This window comes from Balneolaceae bacterium (assembly GCA_034521445.1).
Classification (GTDB): Bacteria; Bacteroidota; Rhodothermia; order Balneolales; family Balneolaceae; genus JAXHMM01.
Genome location: JAXHMM010000006.1, coordinates 730622 through 747157, shown reverse-complemented (window position 1 = coordinate 747157; position 16536 = coordinate 730622). Strand labels below are relative to the sequence as shown.

The following is a 16536-nucleotide window of genomic DNA, read 5'->3' as shown; positions in this document are numbered from 1 at the left end:
TATGATCGCGATGCGGGCCGGGTGCCCAAAGGCTTTCATGAGCTCAGCAGTACGTTCACAGGAGGTATCAAAAAATTTTGCTTTTGTGGTTGCCATAACATTTGCCAATATATTTAATCGTAAAAATACAATTAAATATATTCTGGTTCATTGGAAGTGTCAATTATTGTTTGCTAGAAGTCTGTCGGACTTTGCGCTTGTAATTTAGTAGATTCGGGGTAGCAATCGAAAAAGGGAATCCTTTCTGCTTATGGCTAATTTTCGCTTGGTTGATCGCGACACCGCCTACCTGCTGCCTCCCTCCGTCGACGAATGGCTCCCGGAAGAACATCTGGCCCGTTTTGTTGTCGAGATGGTCGATGAGCTGGACACCTCGGCCTTGGAGGATGACTACACGGGCAGCGGCTCGGACGCCTACCACCCGGATATGATGTTGGCGCTGCTGTTTTACAGTTACGCCACCGGTACGGTCAGCTCTCGGAAGATCGAGGCGGCCACCTACGACTCGCTGGCCATGCGCTATGTGGCGGCCAACCAGCACCCGGACCACGACACGATCTGCACGTTCCGCCGGCGCTTTTTGGATCAGGTGGCCGAGCTATTCGGGCAACTGCTGATGATGGCAGCTCACATGGGACTGATGGAACTGGGACAGATCAGTTTTGACGGCAGCAAGATCGGGGCCAACGCCAGCAAGCGGAAGGCCCTGAGTTGGGACCGTGCGGCGCAGTTGGAAGAGCAGATGGCCGAGGAAGTGGCCGAGTTGCTGGAGGAGGCCGAAGAGGCCGACCGCCAGGCGGAGGGGGACGAGCAGGATCTGCCCGCGGAGATCGCCCGCCGGGAGAAGCGCCTGGCCGAAATTCGCCGGGCCAAGCAGCAGCTTCAAGAGCGTGCCCAGCAGCGGTATGAGGCCGAAAAGGACGAATATGAGCAGAGGATGGAGGCTCGCCGCCGAAAAGAAGAGAAGACGGGGAAGAAGACACCGGGTCCCAAACCCAAGCCTCCAGAGCCGGAGGGTCCTGAGGACAACGACCAGGTAAACCTGACCGACTCCGAGTCGCGGATCATGCTTACGAGTCAACATGGATGGCAGCAGTGTTACAACGCCCAGGGGATTGTGGATATGAGCAGCCACCTGCTGCTGGATGGGGAGGTCGTCCAAACCCCCAGCGACGCCGGGCAACTGGTCCCGCCCCCGGAGGATCCGAGCCCGTTGGAGCAGATGAGGTGGCGGCTGTCAACCCAGGAGGGCAAATCCTTTTACGGACGACGAAAGGCCACGGTGGAGACCGTCTTTGGCATCATAAAAGAGGTGATGGGCTTCCGGAGGTTTAGTCTGCGGGGCCTGGAGGGGGCCTCCGGAGAGTGGAAACTGGTCCAATGCGCCTATAATCTGAAGCGCATGCATGCCCTGCTCACATAAGCCGGCCCGGGCAAGATATGTCCCCGACCGAATCCCAAATTTTTCCCCAAAAAATGGAAACCATATCCAAAATTACGGACCTGCCGACTACTTGCAACATGATAAGATCGGTTAGTCCGACAGACTCCTAGTAACCGCCCGTGCCCGGCAAGCATGGTATTCGACAGGATGTTCTCCAGCATCACCAGCCCATAGCCGGCGAAGAGGATGGGAAGAGGTCGGTGATGGTCCTCTTCCCTGCCCCTGGCATAAAATGCCAGGGAGAGAAGAAAGCCCTGAAGTACGCCAAAATAGCTCAGGAACAGCAGGAAGTTGGACATAGTGCGCTCGATGGTGCCTCGTTTACAGGCTCTTGTACGGGAAGCAAGCCGCTCCGGTTTTGGCCAGCGCGCACAAAGTTTCCTACCACATCCCGATGATCAGGCCCGCCGCAGCAAAGCCCACCACGTGGTAACCCGCATCGATGAAAAAGAGACGCAGGGACATCTCGTTGTAGATGCCGTTGACCCCCACGGTGGTGGCCACAAAGCCGGCGGATGCAGCCAGCCCCAGGTAGAAACCCTCCACAGCCCCGTCGACAGCCAGTGCCACCGCGAAAATACCCAGCGAAACCGCTGCGACAATTTGCAGCAGCAGAGACTGCACGAATATGGGGGCGCCGGGGGACTCGGGAAGTTCGTCGATCTCCTTCTCCTCCCTCCATGCCTTTCCAAAAAAGGGTCCGTACCAGAGTGCGCCGATGGCGAAGTAGGCGATGCCGCCTACGACGGCCGCCAGCCAGTTGAATTCTGCCAGTAGATCTGCCATAATTCTATCCCGTTTGTTGATTTTGCCATGATCAAGAGAGCGGGTCATTCACTGCGTTCCCGACTTATCCCTTTCCCCTAATTTACCCGAAATGGCCAAAAATGCAACGGGAATCATGGCGTGGGCACTTGCCGTGAAACGCCAGACCACGCAGACCAGCGATCGCTAGACCACGAAGACCAGCAGGGCCGTAACCAGGTTTTGGGCGATCATCAAGAACACCAGGTAGACCACGTAGCCCAGAATGTAGGAGACCACCGCCTGGGCGTATTGGCCGAAGCCCTGCAGGGCGAAGTTGCGCTTATAGAACCAGACCAGGTAGGCAAGGGTGAGTGGAAGGGTGACGTAAGCCGCGTTCATCATGTTTTCCAGCTGCATGATGATGGGGATGGTGATCAGGCCAAACGACGAAGCCTGGGCCGACAGGTACATGTTCATGATGAAATGCTGGCTGAAATAGGATTTCCGGTTCTTGAAAAAAAGGTAGGAGGTGACCGCAAGTGCCGGACTCAGCAGCAGGATGAAGGTGACCGGCATATACTTACTGGTCATCAGCCAACCCACACGAAAGAGTTCCTCGAAATAGATACTCATACCCTCCGGCATAGCCTCCAGGGACTCCTGGTGTCCCATGCCTATTCCTGCCTCCACCATACGCAGATAGAATTCTTCGAAATCGACGACAGCGGAAAGGATAAGCGTCACGATGGTGACAATAACCACCACGTAGCGGAAGGGATTCATGTAGCGGTCGTGGCCGTCGAAGTAGTCCCTGACCACCTCCTCCGGCCGCCTGAACAGGGCCAGAAACGTACCGGGCACGCCCCGGTCAATGTTGACCAGTTCGCTCAAAAACTGCCCGGCGAAGGCCTTGAAGCCCAGCCGGCGGTGCGGCTCCCCGCGCGGTTCGTCCGATGATCTATTTTCTTCCATCCCACGATGTCTGGAGGGCAAACCCGACGGTACGGCCCTATCTCAAGCCTGTTAATTCCTCTCCCTGGTAAAGTATAATAAATTGGAAGCAGCCACGCACCGGTCGCCCTACCAGACCGTGGGAAGCTACACGTACTGGTACATGATGTAGGCCCCCATCACGATCAGGAAAACGGCGAATCCCTTCTTGAGCTTCTCGTTGGAGATCTTGCCAGCGAGGGTGCGTCCCACGATGCTGCCCACCGCACCGATGAGGCTGAAGACCAGGATGAGGTTCCAGTCCATGGCCATTTCCAGGTCGCGCAGCACGTCGATATACTTGAAAAAGCCGGTGAAGCTTTTCAGGGTGATGATAGCCAGGCTGGTGCCCACGGCAAGGTGCATGGGAAGTCCCCCGAGCAACACCAGGGCGGGCACGATCAGGAAGCCCCCGCCCACGCCCACCAGTCCGGTGAGCACGCCCACCGCCAGACCCTCCAGCATGATCTTCCACCATGCGTGCTGAATTCGCCCGCCGCCAGAACCCGCGGAGGAACGCTCCATCTCTTTCTTGTCGCGGAACATCATGACGGCGGCCGCCACCATTACCGCGGCGAATAGGATGATCTGGAAGGTGGCCGACACGTAGCCTGCGATGATGGCGCCCAGGTAGGTGCCGCCCATGCCGGGCAGCCCGAATAGAACGACGCTGCGCCAGTGCACCTGCTGTTTAAACGCGTAGGGTACGGCGCCGGCGAAGCTGATGGCGCCCACGATGCCGAGAGACTCGGCGATGGCCACTTTTTCCGACTCGCCCACCAGGTAGATGAGTACGGGGACCGTCAGGATGGACCCCCCGGAACCGAGGAGTCCCAGGGAAAGTCCAACCATCAGCGCGCCTATCCAGGCAAGGATCATGAGTTCAGGGTTTCAGGTTTTCAATATTGTCGTCGATCCAGCGTACGCGGAAGCCCTCCCGCGCCAACAGGCCGACAGCGTAGGATGCGCGTATACCGGAACGGCAGTGCACCAGCAGTTCGCGGTCGCGGGGCAGCTCGTCCAGGTGGTCCGCCAGGCGGGTGTAGGCGATGTTCAAGGCGCCTGGCACATGGCCCTCAGCGTACTCGGTGGCCTTGCGCACATCCAGCACCTGCACTTTGGGGTCGTCCGCCCGGCATGTCACCTCTGTAAAATCGCCGGTGGTAATACGGGATTTCCCGCCCTCCCAGGCCTCCAGCTCCTGCGGCGTAACGTAGCCTGCGATGCGATCCAGCCCCACCCGCACCAGATCGCGCACGGCCTCCTCGAGGTCCTCCTCACCGATCACCAGGTAGAGCTCCTTCTCTGCGTCGGCATAAGAGCCGGCCACGGTGTTGAAATTGATGTTCAGCGGCGCCAGCAGCGATCCCGGCAGGTGGCCGTCCATAAAGGCTTCGGCCTTCCGGGTGTCGATGACGGTCCCATCGGCGGAGGCGATCTCCCCGGCGCCCATAGGTACGGGTCGGGGGAGGCTTCCGAGCACGGGTGGACCCTCCCGGTTTACCTTTTTCATGCGTCCAAAGTAGAGAGGCGGCTCAGGCTGGCCGTCGAGGATGAAGTCCACAAACTCCTGCTCGCTGCCGGCGGCCTGAAAGGCGGGACTGTAGCGCAGTTCGTAGCCTACGGTCGACTCAGGAACGGCGCCAAGGGCCTTGCCGCAGGCGCTGCCCGCCCCGTGGGCCGGCCACACCTGCAGGTATTCCGGCAGGTCACGGAAGGCCAACACCGAACGGTACAGCTCACGGGCGGCCGGCTGCATGGCGCCCTCCTGTCCGGCCGCCGTCTCCAGCAGATCGGGCCGTCCCACGTCCCCTACAAAAACAAAATCGCCGGTGAGAATACCCATGGGTTCGTCGGCGGCCGCGCCGTCGGTTAACAGGAAGGAGACCGATTCGGGGGTGTGCCCGGGCGTGTGCACCACGTCCAGGCGCAGATTGCCCAGGGTGAAGGAGTCTCCATCCGTGACCAGCTCATAGTTGTACTCGCTTCCCATCAGCCACTCGTATTTCCAGTCGGCTCCCCCCTCGTCAGAGCCGTAGACCTTCACACCCTCTTCGGCCAGCTCGCGCAGGCCTGAGACGTAGTCGGCGTGGATGTGGGTGTCGGCGGCTGCGGTGATCCGAAGGCCCTCTTCTGCCGCCAGCTCGTGGTAGAGATCCACGTCCCGCAGGGGATCAATGACGATGGCTTCGCCGGTGGCCTGGCAGCCTATGAGGTAGGCGTACTGGGCCAGTTTCTTGTCGAATATCTGTTTAAAGTACATGGTTGGTTCGTTTTGATTGCCGTATGATCATCGGAAGTCGGGTCCCAGTGCCGGTGTGTCAATGCGGCAGCCGCTCGCGCAGCAGTCCGTAGACCCAGGTTCCGAATATGGCGCTGGCCAGAGGCACCAGAATGATCCCGTAGCCCGCCCCGACCAGGGTGAACAGGGGACCCGGACAGGCGCCGGTGAGCGCCCATCCGAAACCGAAGAGGGTTCCTCCCGCCAGGTAGCGCGTCACCTGCGACTCGTCCTTGGGTGGGATGGAGATGACCTTCCCTTCGGCGTCCTTTACGTTGTATTTCTTGATCACCTGGATGGAGGCCATGGCCACCAGGATTCCCAGTCCGATAATACCGTACATATGGATGGAATCGAAGCGAAACATCTCCTGAATGCGGAACCAGGAGATCACCTCCGATTTTACAAGCACAAAACCGAAGAATATGCCGGCCAGAGCGTATTTCAGGTATTTTTTCATGGTGCGTGTCATTTTATATCAGAATATCAATGGAAAAACGAACCAGGTAACAAGGAGCCCCCCGACAAAAAAGCCGATGGTGGCCATCAGTGAGGCCAGCTGCAGATCGGCCAGTCCGCTTATGGCGTGCCCCGAGGTGCAGCCCCCGGCATAGCGCGCCCCGAATCCCACAAGGAAACCGCCGACGACCATCACAATCAGTCCTGTGGGCGTTAACAGATTTTCCCAGCTGAAGAGGTCGCCGGGCAGCAGGCCCGAGAAGTCTCGTATGCCCAGGGCTTGCAGATCCGCCACGGTGCGGACTGAGAGTTCAACCGGATCGGGATTGTTCAGCAGCCATCCGGCCAAAAAGCCCCCGGCCACGGTACCGGCAATGAAAACCAGGTTCCAGCTGCCCTCCGTCTTCCAGTCGTAGTCGAAAAATTTTACACGTCCCGGCATGCAGGCAGCGCAGGTATGCCGCAGGTTGGAGGAGACGCCGAATTTCTTGCCGCCCAGCAGGAGGAGCAGCGGTACAATCAACCCGATCAGCGGACCGGCCACATACCAGGGCCACGGGGAGCGAAGCATTTCGATCAATTCCATAGTTTCTTCGTTCAGATACGCCTGAAAAACGGTTGTTGTTTTCTTTAATCATGACCAAGGTACGGTATGCCTTCCACCTTATCAATACTTGTAACTACAAGTTGGCCACTTTCTTTCTATGAGGACCATAGAGCCCATCTATTTTGTCCAAAGTACAAAAATGACGCGCCTACCTGTAGGGAAATCCCCTAACTTGTATTTACACGTATTGCACTATTGGGCCAAAGCGGGTATTATAGTACAAAAGAAGAGAATGGTTCGCATGAAGCTACGGCAAGGCATACCGCGCCACGAACAGATCAGCAACTGGCTGCGCGAGCATATTGAAGCCGGCCGTTGGAAGGTGGACGAGAAACTCCCCTCCGAAAACGAGCTGACCGAAAAATTCGATGTCAGTCGCGTGACGGTACGCCGCGCCCTGCAGACCCTTGAGAACGAGCAGCTTATTTACCGCAGCCAGGGTCTGGGAAGCTTTGTAAAAGACCACCGGTCGCACCAGAGTTTTGTGCGCCTGCGAGACTTTGTAGAGGAGATGAAGCGCGCCGGCATGGAAGCCTCTTCGCAGGTACTGGTCCTCCGCCCCGAAACGGTCCCCTCCCCCGTGGCCTCCCGACTGCAGGTGGAAGAGGACGCCAAGGTGCTGCGGCTGGACAGGCTCCGGCTCGGAGACGGCAGGCCTGTGGCCTTCGACATCACCTGGCTGCCCATGTTCTACGGACAGCTCATCGAGGGATGCGACTTGGAGGAGGAGACCATTTACGGGATTCTGGAGCGGGAATACGAGATCCCGGTGGAGAAAGGCTACTATCGCATCGAGGCGGAAAACGCCGACGACTATCTCGCCGAACACTTGCAGGTGGATCCGGGCGGGGCGCTGCTGCTCATCGACCGGCTATCGCTGTCGGTGGGCGACAAGCCCATCTACTACCAGAAGCGCTACTACCGAACCGACCGCATCGTCTACGAGCTGATGGTGCAACGGCAGCCGGGCGCCGAACCGGGCGAGGGGGAGCAGCCATTGCCCTTGAGAGAATTCCTGCCGGTCTTCAGCGGACAGGAAAAGACATGAAATCATGACACGGGAACAATTTTTCAAACTGGCGGCGGTCTGCCTGCTGTGCATAGCCATCATCACCGGAGCGGTGCTGCTGGTCCAGTGGGTGTCCGCCTAATCAAACCTGCTCGAGGCATCCCTATGAAAAAGAACATGGGAACTACCGACCGATCTCTCCGCATCCTGCTGGCCATCGTGGTCGCGGTGCTCTACGTCACCGAAACCATCAGCGGAACCACAGCCCTGGTACTGGGTATAGTGGCGGCAGTCTTCCTGCTGACCAGCCTGGTGAGCTTCTGCCCACTTTATGCACCCTTCGGGCTGAAGACCTGCAAGTAGGAATGCCCATTCCGTGGGCACGCGCGTGCTGACACCTAAAGACACGAAAAAACCGGCTGCGGACACTACCCCGGCCGCTTTCCTCGTTTGATCAATATTTAGTATAATGGTTTCTGTCGGCCCAACGGGCCACCGAACAACCGATTACAAACGAGACGCGCGTGCGACACGGCACCGGCACACATATCCCGACCCTCAAACCCCTGCTGCAGGGCGCCCTGGCCTTCATGCTGCTGGCGGGCTGTGGCAGCGCCGGGGATCCGGATGGAGGGGAGATGTCCCCAGCCCAGAATCGCGGTGAGGGCGAGGCTGCCGGCGCGAACCTGGCGCAGGACACCCTGCTGACGCTGGTGGACAAGTCCGCCACCGCCGCGCTGGGCGACCTCTCCTGGTCGCCTTCAGGGGAAGCCGATCTGCGCGGACGCCCGGTGGTCCTCAACTCCGCCCTGCTTTCATCGACCGATACCCTCGCCGAGGGTCGCACGCTGCTGCTTAACCTCTTTGACAACCTGGAAGCGGAGGGCGTACTCGCCCGGGTCCATCATACGGTGTCCGGCGTGACCAGCGTATCCGGACAGATCCCCGGAGAGGAGGGTGCCTGGTTCAGCCTGTCGGTGGACGGAGAACAGATCCTGGCCACCATTTCTTTCATGCAGCCCGAACGTTTTTTTACGGCTTATTATTCGGATTCACTGCAGCAACACGTAATCGTCGAAAGAGATCCCGGCAAAATGAAGGCTCTGCCAGAGCATCCGCCGGTCGTTCCTCCGGATTCCACCCGAAATCATCCCATTCCGAATCCCTGATACCCTGCGTATGAAGCTTTTTCGCTGCACCCTTACTCTGACCATCTTTTTTTGCATCGGCGTCACCACCGGCTTTGCCCAGCAGGTTAAAACGGTTTCCATGTTCGACATGGAAACCGAAATCCAGGCCCAGGAAGAGCTGCCCGCCTACCAGCTGAACCGACAGTACCTGAGCCTCAATCCATCGGTCTTCCGTCGTGGATACCTCCAACAGGGCGACCGACTGATCCTTCCCGTCGGCGACGCCGGCAGCGAATACCGGGTAGAGCGGATCTCCAGTCATACCGAAAACACCTACTCAGTCCTTGCTCGGGGTACCGGAGGCGAAGAACGCTTCCTCTCCTTCAGCGTAGCCGACGGAAAGATCCAGGGGAATATTCACATGCACGACCGGGGCGAACTCTACCAGATGTCCTGGGATCCCGTGCGTAATGCCAATTACCTCTCCCATATCGACTACAGCGAGCTGGACATCGTGGCTTGTCCCGGTCACATCGAACCAGATTTCGCCGATTCCTCCAGCCAACAGTTCCGGAGCGATCCGCCCGACATCGGCATGCAGCAGGTCACCATCGACGTGCTGATTCTGTATACGGATCGGGGCGAGCAATGGATTGAAAACAACGTAGGTGACGTGGACCTCTATATTGCAGAGATTTTTAACCGCGCACAGCAGGCCTTGGATAACTCGGAAGTGGAAATTCAGTTTCGAATGGTCCACGCCGCGAAAACCGCCTACGACGAGGACAACGACACCGAAACCGGTACCACCCTTGGCAAGCTGCAGGCTACCGGCGACGGGAATATGGACGAGGCCCATGCGCTTCGGGATACCTACGGAGCTGACCTTGTAGCCCTGCTGGCCGACGTGGATGACGTTGGTGGCATTGCATACATCATGGGATCGACAGCAGGCGCTCCCGCCTGGGCATTTTCGATAAACAGGGTTCAGCAGCTGCTCTTCACCTCAACCTTCGCTCATGAACTGGGACACAATATGGGTAACCACCACAGCCGCGACCAGTCCAGCAGCCCCGCTCCGGCCCAAGGCGGTCTCCATGACTACTCCACCGGCTGGAAATGGGAGGGGAACGACGGACGCACCTACGTTTCGGTCATGGCCTACGACGAGGATGCGGAGCTTGAAGCACCCTATTTTTCCAATCCCGACGTCTCCTACATGGGCGCCCCCACTGGATCTTACAACGGAATCCACGCCCCCGCCGACAACGCCCGCAGCATGAACGGCATCCGCGGCGTGGTGGCCGACTACAAGCAAGCGGACAACGATCCGCGTCCCAGCACACCCGTACCAACTGCGCCCCAGGACGGAGAGACCGGTTTGAGCCGTTCGACTACCCTGGAGTGGAGCGTGGCAGCCAAAGCGGAAAATTACAGGGTGCAGCTATCCGCTTCCAACAATTTCGGTAACCCCATGGTCGATGCAACCCAGTCGGGAACCAGCTATTCGGTCGAGGGCCTCAACTACCTTACCACCTATTATTGGCGCGTACGGGCCTCCAACGCGGCTGGCAATAGTGATTGGAGTTCGACCAACCGCTTTACGACCGTAATTTCCCCCCCGGAAAATGTGACCACAAGTGGTCCGGTCGACGGCAGCATCCAGGTGGATATAAGGCCTAATCTGCAGTGGCAATCCAGCGAACGGGCTGCAGAATACGACGTCCAGGTGGCATTAGAGGACGATTTCTCCGAGCCGGTTATCAGCGGTACGTCCGCTGCCACCTCCTTCATGTCCGAAGAGAGCTTGGAGTTTGCCACCGAATACTACTGGCGGGTACGCGCCGTCAACGAGGGAGGCACCAGCGACTGGACCGCACCCCAGGGATTTACCACGCTGGTCAACGAGACCAAAATCAACATGAACTACCCGAATCCCTTCCCTGGCTCCACCACCATCCAGTACCAGCTCGCCGAGCAGACCGACGTGCTGCTGGAGATCTACGACCCCCTCGGGCGTAAGGTGCGCACGCTGGTGGACGGGGAACAGCAGCCAAGGGTCTACAACCTGCAGTTCGACGCCGGCGACCTGGCTTCGGGCGTGTACATGATCCGCCTGGTCACCGGAAACACCACGGACGTGCTGGGCATGACGCTGGTGAGGTAGGGGAGCTGGGTAATTTCATCCATATTCATCAGCGAGAGTCCATATGCGACGATTTCACCATGCCGCACACGCGGCATTCCGCCTTCTTTTACCGCTGGCTGCATTTCTCATGCTTTACGCCGATCCTGCTGCCGCCCAGCAGGATCCCCTCACCCTCTATTCCATTCGAACGGATCTGGCGGCCGCCGCACCCCTGCCTGACCAGGAGCGCTCGCGCACCTACATACAACTTAACCGGGAAGTTCTGGACCTGAACAACCTCTCGGTGGGCATCCACCTGGAGCTCCAAGCCGGCGGTCAGCTGCGCACATACCGCATCTCGCGGATCTCGAAGATCACCCCCGGCACCTTTTCGGTGCTTGCGCGCGACACGGGCGACAGGCGCGACCTGCTTTCCTTCACCCTGGATGGCAACCGTATCCTGGGCAGCCTCCACCTGTACGGGGAGGCCGTTCAGTACCGCCTCAGTTACGACACTGAGCTGGCGTCCAACTACCTCGCCCCCCTCGCCCGCGACCGGCTGGATATCGTGGCCTGTCCAACGGCGCCCCTGCCGTCCGAGAGTAGCCTACAGCTTCCCGACCGGCGTCGTCAACCCCAGGCAGGCGATCCCGACACAGGCCAGGACCCTGCCGGGCGGATCGACGTGCTGGTCCTCTACACTGACGCCGCGGAGCAATTCATGGAGAACATCAGTTCCACCGGCGCCTTTATCGCAGAGATCATGAACCGCTCGCAGACGGCGGTGGATAACAGCGACATCGGATTCGACTTTAACCTGGTACACAGCGCGCGCACCAGTTACAGCGAGAACCCCAACAACAGCTCGCAGACGTTGAACCGGCTGACCGACGACGGCGACGGACACATGGACCAGGCGCATGACCTGCGCGACGAGTACGGGGCCGACCTGGTGGCCCTGCTGGCCTCCGTGGACGATGTGGGCGGCATCGCCTGGCTGATCAACAACTCCTCGGGAGCCTCTGCCTACGGCTTCTCCGTGAACCGCGTGGAGCAACTCCATTTCACCTACACCCTCGCCCATGAACTGGGACACAACATGGGCAACCACCACAGCCGCAACCAGTCAAGCAACGCCGCACCCTCCTCTGGTGGCGTCTTTGACTACTCCACCGGGTGGCGGTGGACCGGCTCAAATGGCACGGGCTACGTATCAGTGATGACCTATGAAGAGGGCGACTTCGAGACGCCCTACTTTTCCAATCCCGACGTGAATTTCATGGGGACGCCCACCGGCTCCTACAACGGAACCTACGCCCCGGCCGACAACGCGCGCAGCATGCGCGAGATGCAGGAGGTGATTGCCGACTACCGCTCGGGGGGGTCCAATCCTCCGCCCCCTCCACCACCACCTCCCAATCCGCCCCAGCTCGAGGAGCCTGATGACGGGGAAACCGGACTTTCCCGCACCCCCCAGCTTTCCTGGAGTGGCTCAAGCGGGGCCGACGACTATCGGGTGCAGGTGGCCACCTCGTCGGGCTTCGGCAACAGGGTGGTCAACACCGTCACAGGGGCCACCACCCTTACACCCGCCAGTTCCCTAAACTTCAGCACGACCTACTACTGGCGTGTGCAGGCCTCCAACGAAAACGGGGACGGCGATTGGAGCGATACCTGGGCATTCACTACCACCAGCAACACCCCGAGCACGCCTCAGCTCAGCGCGCCAACCGACGGCGCCCTGGGCACGATGCGCACGCCTGAACTCACCTGGGGCGCTTCCGACCGAGCGGACAGCTATCGCGTGCAGGTGTCCGCCTCCTCCAGCTTCAGCAACCCGCGGACCGACATGACTACTTCAGGCACCGGCCTGAACATCGACAGCGCCCTGGAATATTTCACCACCTATTACTGGCGTGTGCGGGCTTCCAACCAGGCCGGTGACAGCGACTGGAGCGACACCTGGGAATTCACCACTACAATTGCGACGCCTCAGGCCACCTCTCCCGGCGACGGACAGGAGGCCCTGCCCAGGAGACCGGACCTCGACTGGACCTCCGTGCCGAACGCCGACGTCTACGTGCTGCAAGTGTCCCGGGAACCCTCCTTCGCCAGCCCGGTGATCAATGAAACGCTCTCCTCCACAAGTTTCCGCCCGGCCTCCCCCCTACTATATCTGACCACCTATCACTGGCGGGTAAAGGCGCGTAACGAGTCCACCGGCATCGAGAGTGAATGGAGTGACGTGCGATCCTTCAAAACCGTCATTGAGCCGCCGGAAGAAGTGAGCCAGGCCGGCCCGGCCGACCAGTCCTACCAGGTACCCGTGAACCCGGTGCTGCGCTGGCATTCCGCCGCACGGGCGGCTAAATATACAGTACAGCTTTCGAGGGACGGTGACTTCAGCGAACCGGAAGTGACCGGAACGGTATCCGACACCGCCTTCACCGTGAACAGCCAGCTCGACTACGCCACCGCATTCCACTGGAGAGTCCGCGCTTCCAACGAGGGAGGCACCGGCGACTGGAGCGAAATAAAAACTTTCACCACCATCGTGGACGAGACTGAAATCACGATGAACTATCCCAATCCCTTCCACGGGGAGACGGCCATCCGCTACCAGCTGGCCATGGAAACCGACGTGCGGCTAGAAGTTTTCGACACCATAGGCCGGCAGGTAAAACTGCTTGTGGATGAGAGCCAGGAGCCAAAGGTTTACGAGTACGCATTTGACGGGAGCGACTTGGCCTCCGGTGTTTACGTCGTAAGACTGGTGACCGACAACACCATGGAGGTGCTGATGATGACCAAAATAAGATAGGGATGTTTCCGACAGGTCAGTTGCGCATCATCTCCTCAAAGGCGCGGGCCACGTCGGTCTGGCGGTTGAGGGCCTCCAGGTACTTGTAGCCGCTGCCGGTATTAAACAGCACTACCTGCTCGTCGTCGTCCACAAGGCTGCGCTCGCGCATGCGATGGAGGGCGGCCAGGGTGGCGCCTCCCTCGGGGGCGGGAAAGATGCCGGTGTGGGAAGCCAGCTCCAGGCTGAAATCGAGCGTCTCCTCGTCGGATACTGCAATGGCGGTGCCGTTCGACTCGCGCAGGATCTCCAGGATAATGAAATCGCCGATGGCGCTGGGCACGCGCAGCCCGGAGGAGATGGTTTCGGCGTTTTCCCAGAATTCGGCCTCCTTGCAGCCCTCCTCAAAGGCGCGTACGATGGGGGCGCACCCGGCGCTCTGCACGGAAACCATGCGGGGGAGGGGCCCTTCCACCCACCCCAGCTCCTTCAGCTCCTTGAAGGCCTTCCACATGCCGATCAGCCCCGTGCCTCCGCCCGTGGGATAAATAATGACATCGGGCAGGGACCAGCCCATCTGCTCGGCCAGCTCCAGTCCCATGGTCTTCTTGCCCTCCAGGCGGTAAGGCTCCTTGAGGGTGGAGACGTTGAAGTGGCCGTGTTCGCGGCAGGCTTCCGCAGCCTTCACCCCGCAGTCGCTGATGAGTCCGTCGACCAGCTCGAGATGGGTGTCGTAGTACTCGCACTCCAGGCGGAAGGCCAGGGGCGTGTCGGAGGGCATATAGATATGCGACTCCATGCCGGCGGCGGCCGCGTAGGCGGCCAGGGCCCCGCCGGCGTTGCCCGCCGAGGGCATGGCGAAGCTCCGGGCGCCCCGCTCGCGGGCGGCGCTGACAGCGGCGGCGATGCCGCGCGCCTTGAAGGATCCGGTGGGGTTGGTCGACTCGTCCTTGATCATCAGTCCCGGCAGGCCCACACGGTCGGCCATGCGTGTGGAGCGCATCAGGGGCGTGCCACCCTCATCCAGCGATACGATATTGGAAAGGTTGCGGACCGGCAGCAGCTCCCGGTATTTCCACATGTTGTTCTCCCGTCCGCGGAAGGTTTCAGGCGTCAGCTCATCACGGGCCTTCTCCAGGTCGTATACCGCGGCCAGCGGGACGCCCTCCTCCGAAAGATTATGCAGCTCGTCGGCCTCGTAGCGTTTGCCTGTCCGGGTGCATTCCAGATGGCTCAGGTATGAACAGTCCATGACATGGGGTCAATGATGATACGTCTGCCGATCTTCTGTAACCAACCTGCCGATGGCAGCGTTTCGTAAGCGGACCAACAGGCTCCCTACTGCCCGCGCGCCTGCTCCAGGGAGTCGGCCGTCTGACGTAGTTCGGGATATCGGAACCAGCTTTCGGTCTCGCTGCTGTCGGAGGGGCCGATCTGCCCGCGCACGCTTTCCAGCAAAGCGGAGGGCTCGTAGGTGACTCCGCCCTTGATGACCGTCTGCACGTTGCGCGTGTTGGTGATATCGTCGAGCGGGTTCCCCTCCACCACGAAGGCGTCGGCCCACTTGCCCTCCTCGATGGAACCCACGCGGTCGTCCAGGCGCAGGCTGCGCGCGCTGTTGAGGGTGGCGATCTTCAGCACGGCCGCGTTGGGAATGCCGGCCAGGGACATGGTCTGCATTTCGCGATGGGCGCCGAATCCGGCCAGGAAATGGCCGTGGCTGGGGGCGTCGGTGCCCAGGGTGATCAGGTCGCCTCCCCCGGCCTCATAGAAAGCCTTGGTGGAGCGCTGCATGGCGTTGTAGAGCCCGTCCATGAGTGAGCTGGCCTCGCGGTCACTGCCGTCGTCGACCTCGCCTCGAACAAAGTCGGTGAACATCTCGCGCTCGGGCTCCCAGTAGTCAAAGCCCGGCTTGAGGGTGGTGAAGTAGACCGGGGCGATCATGGTGGCGTCGAAAAAGACCTCGTTGTCCAGGTACATCTGTACGGTGCGGCGGAAGGCCTGCGAGGTGGTGTCCACCTCGTTCCATACAGGATAGGCCGCCCGCTCGCGATCCAGCACGTAGCCGCCCAGAATGTGCTCCACGCGGTCAATGCCCGCCTCGATGGCCTCCACGGCGTTGGTGGAGTTGCCGGCGCCGGAACCCAGGTGACCCGCCACGTTCAGGTTGTGCTCATGGGCACGGTCCACCAGGTGCTCAATGGTCGTGGGACTCGCCCCTTTGGCCTTGAAGCCGTCGACGCCCTGGGAAACCCAGTAGTCCACGTCGGCGTAGATCTCCTCCCGTGACATACCGTTGTCCCACCCGGGCCGGGCCGTCCCGAAATAGGGTCCGCTGGTCCACATGCGGGGACCGTCCCATTCCCCCGCCTCGACCGCGCGACTGGCGGCCTGCTCCAGATAGGGATAGTAGACGCCGGCCGGGAAGGTGGAGGTCACCCCGTTGGCCAGGTAGACCAGGGCGTTGTACTTGAATTCGTCGGTCCAGCCCAGGCTGTCGCTGCCGAAGGCGCGCATGCGGTAGTGGGCGTGAACGTCCACGATGCCCGGCAGCAGGTACTGGCTGTCGGAAAGTTCGATATGCCGAGCCCCCTCCGGTGCCTGGGCGGCGTCCAGCGACTCAAAGCGGCCGTCGCGGACCACGATGCCGGTGTTTTCCACCATCTGCTGGCTGTGGACATCGAAGTAGTGTCCCCCGGTAATGTAAAGCGGGGCGTCTTCGGCGGGCTGCGTGGTGCAGGCCGCGCCGGCGAGCAGCATCATGCAGACGGCAAGCAGGGAGAGGAAGCGGTAGCGATAGGTCATGGAATCCATCCTTGGTTTGGGGTAAGGCCTTGTTTTCTGCAAGACCTTGACTCAAAGAGAATGGTTTTGGCCCGGAGAAGCAACCGGCGGCCGGATAATTTACATACCGTAATACTCTGGAATGGCCGGCAGCTCA

14 protein-coding genes are annotated in these 16536 nt (G+C 60.2%); 6 read left to right on the top strand and 8 right to left on the bottom strand.

Annotated elements, in window-relative coordinates; translation table 11 throughout:
• The first annotated feature begins 250 nt into the window (after window positions 1-250).
• Complete coding sequence (locus tag U5K31_10870) at window positions 251-1423, top strand: transposase (protein ID MDZ7773222.1); 1173 nt, start codon at window positions 251-253, stop codon at window positions 1421-1423.
• A 402-nt stretch (window positions 1424-1825) separates the two neighbouring features.
• Here U5K31_10870 and U5K31_10865 read toward each other — a convergent pair whose 3' ends face one another.
• The 6 genes from U5K31_10865 to U5K31_10840 all read right to left on the bottom strand — a co-directional run bounded on the left by U5K31_10865 (window position 1826) and on the right by U5K31_10840 (window position 6507).
• The gene (locus U5K31_10865; GenBank protein MDZ7773221.1) at window positions 1826-2230 is read right to left on the bottom strand and encodes a DUF1761 domain-containing protein; all 405 of its coding nucleotides are present in this window, start codon (window positions 2228-2230) and stop codon (window positions 1826-1828) included.
• Between the two features lie 165 nt (window positions 2231-2395).
• Window positions 2396-3163 (bottom strand): DUF3667 domain-containing protein, encoded by a 768-nt coding sequence (locus tag U5K31_10860; protein MDZ7773220.1) that lies wholly within the window; start codon window positions 3161-3163, stop codon window positions 2396-2398.
• 126 nt (window positions 3164-3289) lie between these two features.
• Entirely contained in the window at window positions 3290-4060 is a 771-nt protein-coding gene (locus U5K31_10855; GenBank protein ID MDZ7773219.1) for a sulfite exporter TauE/SafE family protein, read from the bottom strand.
• 4 nt (window positions 4061-4064) lie between these two features.
• The gene (locus U5K31_10850; GenBank protein ID MDZ7773218.1) at window positions 4065-5444 is read right to left on the bottom strand and encodes a rhodanese-like domain-containing protein; all 1380 of its coding nucleotides are present in this window, start codon (window positions 5442-5444) and stop codon (window positions 4065-4067) included.
• Between the two features lie 58 nt (window positions 5445-5502).
• Entirely contained in the window at window positions 5503-5922 is a 420-nt protein-coding gene (locus U5K31_10845) for a DUF6691 family protein (protein MDZ7773217.1), read from the bottom strand.
• Between the two features lie 18 nt (window positions 5923-5940).
• Window positions 5941-6507: a YeeE/YedE thiosulfate transporter family protein gene (locus U5K31_10840; protein ID MDZ7773216.1), complete on the bottom strand. Its 567-nt coding sequence runs from the start codon at window positions 6505-6507 to the stop codon at window positions 5941-5943.
• Between the two features lie 262 nt (window positions 6508-6769).
• On the opposite strand from U5K31_10840, the gene U5K31_10835 reads away from it, so the two are divergent.
• The 5 genes from U5K31_10835 to U5K31_10815 all read left to right on the top strand — a co-directional run bounded on the left by U5K31_10835 (window position 6770) and on the right by U5K31_10815 (window position 13616).
• Entirely contained in the window at window positions 6770-7576 is an 807-nt protein-coding gene (locus U5K31_10835) for a GntR family transcriptional regulator (GenBank protein ID MDZ7773215.1), read from the top strand.
• Window positions 7577-7702: 126 nt separating this feature from the next.
• The gene (locus U5K31_10830; GenBank protein ID MDZ7773214.1) at window positions 7703-7900 is read left to right on the top strand and encodes a DUF2892 domain-containing protein; all 198 of its coding nucleotides are present in this window, start codon (window positions 7703-7705) and stop codon (window positions 7898-7900) included.
• 161 nt (window positions 7901-8061) lie between these two features.
• Window positions 8062-8706 carry a hypothetical protein gene (locus U5K31_10825; GenBank protein MDZ7773213.1) on the top strand — a complete coding sequence of 215 codons (645 nt, stop codon included), beginning with the start codon at window positions 8062-8064 and terminating at the stop codon, window positions 8704-8706.
• A 10-nt stretch (window positions 8707-8716) separates the two neighbouring features.
• Entirely contained in the window at window positions 8717-10834 is a 2118-nt protein-coding gene (locus U5K31_10820; GenBank protein MDZ7773212.1) for a zinc-dependent metalloprotease family protein, read from the top strand.
• A gap of 43 nt (window positions 10835-10877) precedes the next feature.
• A complete protein-coding gene (locus U5K31_10815; GenBank protein MDZ7773211.1) occupies window positions 10878-13616 on the top strand; it encodes a M12 family metallo-peptidase in 2739 nt (912 codons plus the stop codon).
• A 16-nt stretch (window positions 13617-13632) separates the two neighbouring features.
• Here the strand turns inward: U5K31_10815 and U5K31_10810 are convergent, their stop codons facing one another.
• The gene (locus U5K31_10810) at window positions 13633-14847 is read right to left on the bottom strand and encodes a threonine synthase (protein ID MDZ7773210.1); all 1215 of its coding nucleotides are present in this window, start codon (window positions 14845-14847) and stop codon (window positions 13633-13635) included.
• Window positions 14848-14933: 86 nt separating this feature from the next.
• Window positions 14934-16400 carry an amidohydrolase family protein gene (locus U5K31_10805; GenBank protein MDZ7773209.1) on the bottom strand — a complete coding sequence of 489 codons (1467 nt, stop codon included), beginning with the start codon at window positions 16398-16400 and terminating at the stop codon, window positions 14934-14936.
• Window positions 16401-16536 lie beyond the last annotated feature (136 nt).

Excerpts from the sequence above, each read along its gene's own strand:
- U5K31_10870 (MDZ7773222.1), top strand. The coding sequence starts at position 251 with ATGGCTAATTTTCGCTTGGTTGATCGCGACACCGCCTACCTGCTGCCT.
- U5K31_10865 (MDZ7773221.1), bottom strand. The coding sequence starts at position 2,230 with ATGGCAGATCTACTGGCAGAATTCAACTGGCTGGCGGCCGTCGTAGGC.
- U5K31_10860 (MDZ7773220.1), bottom strand. The coding sequence starts at position 3,163 with ATGGAAGAAAATAGATCATCGGACGAACCGCGCGGGGAGCCGCACCGC.
- U5K31_10855 (MDZ7773219.1), bottom strand. The coding sequence starts at position 4,060 with ATGATCCTTGCCTGGATAGGCGCGCTGATGGTTGGACTTTCCCTGGGA.
- U5K31_10850 (MDZ7773218.1), bottom strand. The coding sequence starts at position 5,444 with ATGTACTTTAAACAGATATTCGACAAGAAACTGGCCCAGTACGCCTAC.
- U5K31_10845 (MDZ7773217.1), bottom strand. The coding sequence starts at position 5,922 with ATGAAAAAATACCTGAAATACGCTCTGGCCGGCATATTCTTCGGTTTT.
- U5K31_10840 (MDZ7773216.1), bottom strand. The coding sequence starts at position 6,507 with ATGGAATTGATCGAAATGCTTCGCTCCCCGTGGCCCTGGTATGTGGCC.
- U5K31_10835 (MDZ7773215.1), top strand. The coding sequence starts at position 6,770 with ATGAAGCTACGGCAAGGCATACCGCGCCACGAACAGATCAGCAACTGG.
- U5K31_10830 (MDZ7773214.1), top strand. The coding sequence starts at position 7,703 with ATGAAAAAGAACATGGGAACTACCGACCGATCTCTCCGCATCCTGCTG.
- U5K31_10820 (MDZ7773212.1), top strand. The coding sequence starts at position 8,717 with ATGAAGCTTTTTCGCTGCACCCTTACTCTGACCATCTTTTTTTGCATC.
- U5K31_10815 (MDZ7773211.1), top strand. The coding sequence starts at position 10,878 with ATGCGACGATTTCACCATGCCGCACACGCGGCATTCCGCCTTCTTTTA.
- U5K31_10810 (MDZ7773210.1), bottom strand. The coding sequence starts at position 14,847 with ATGGACTGTTCATACCTGAGCCATCTGGAATGCACCCGGACAGGCAAA.
- U5K31_10805 (MDZ7773209.1), bottom strand. The coding sequence starts at position 16,400 with ATGACCTATCGCTACCGCTTCCTCTCCCTGCTTGCCGTCTGCATGATG.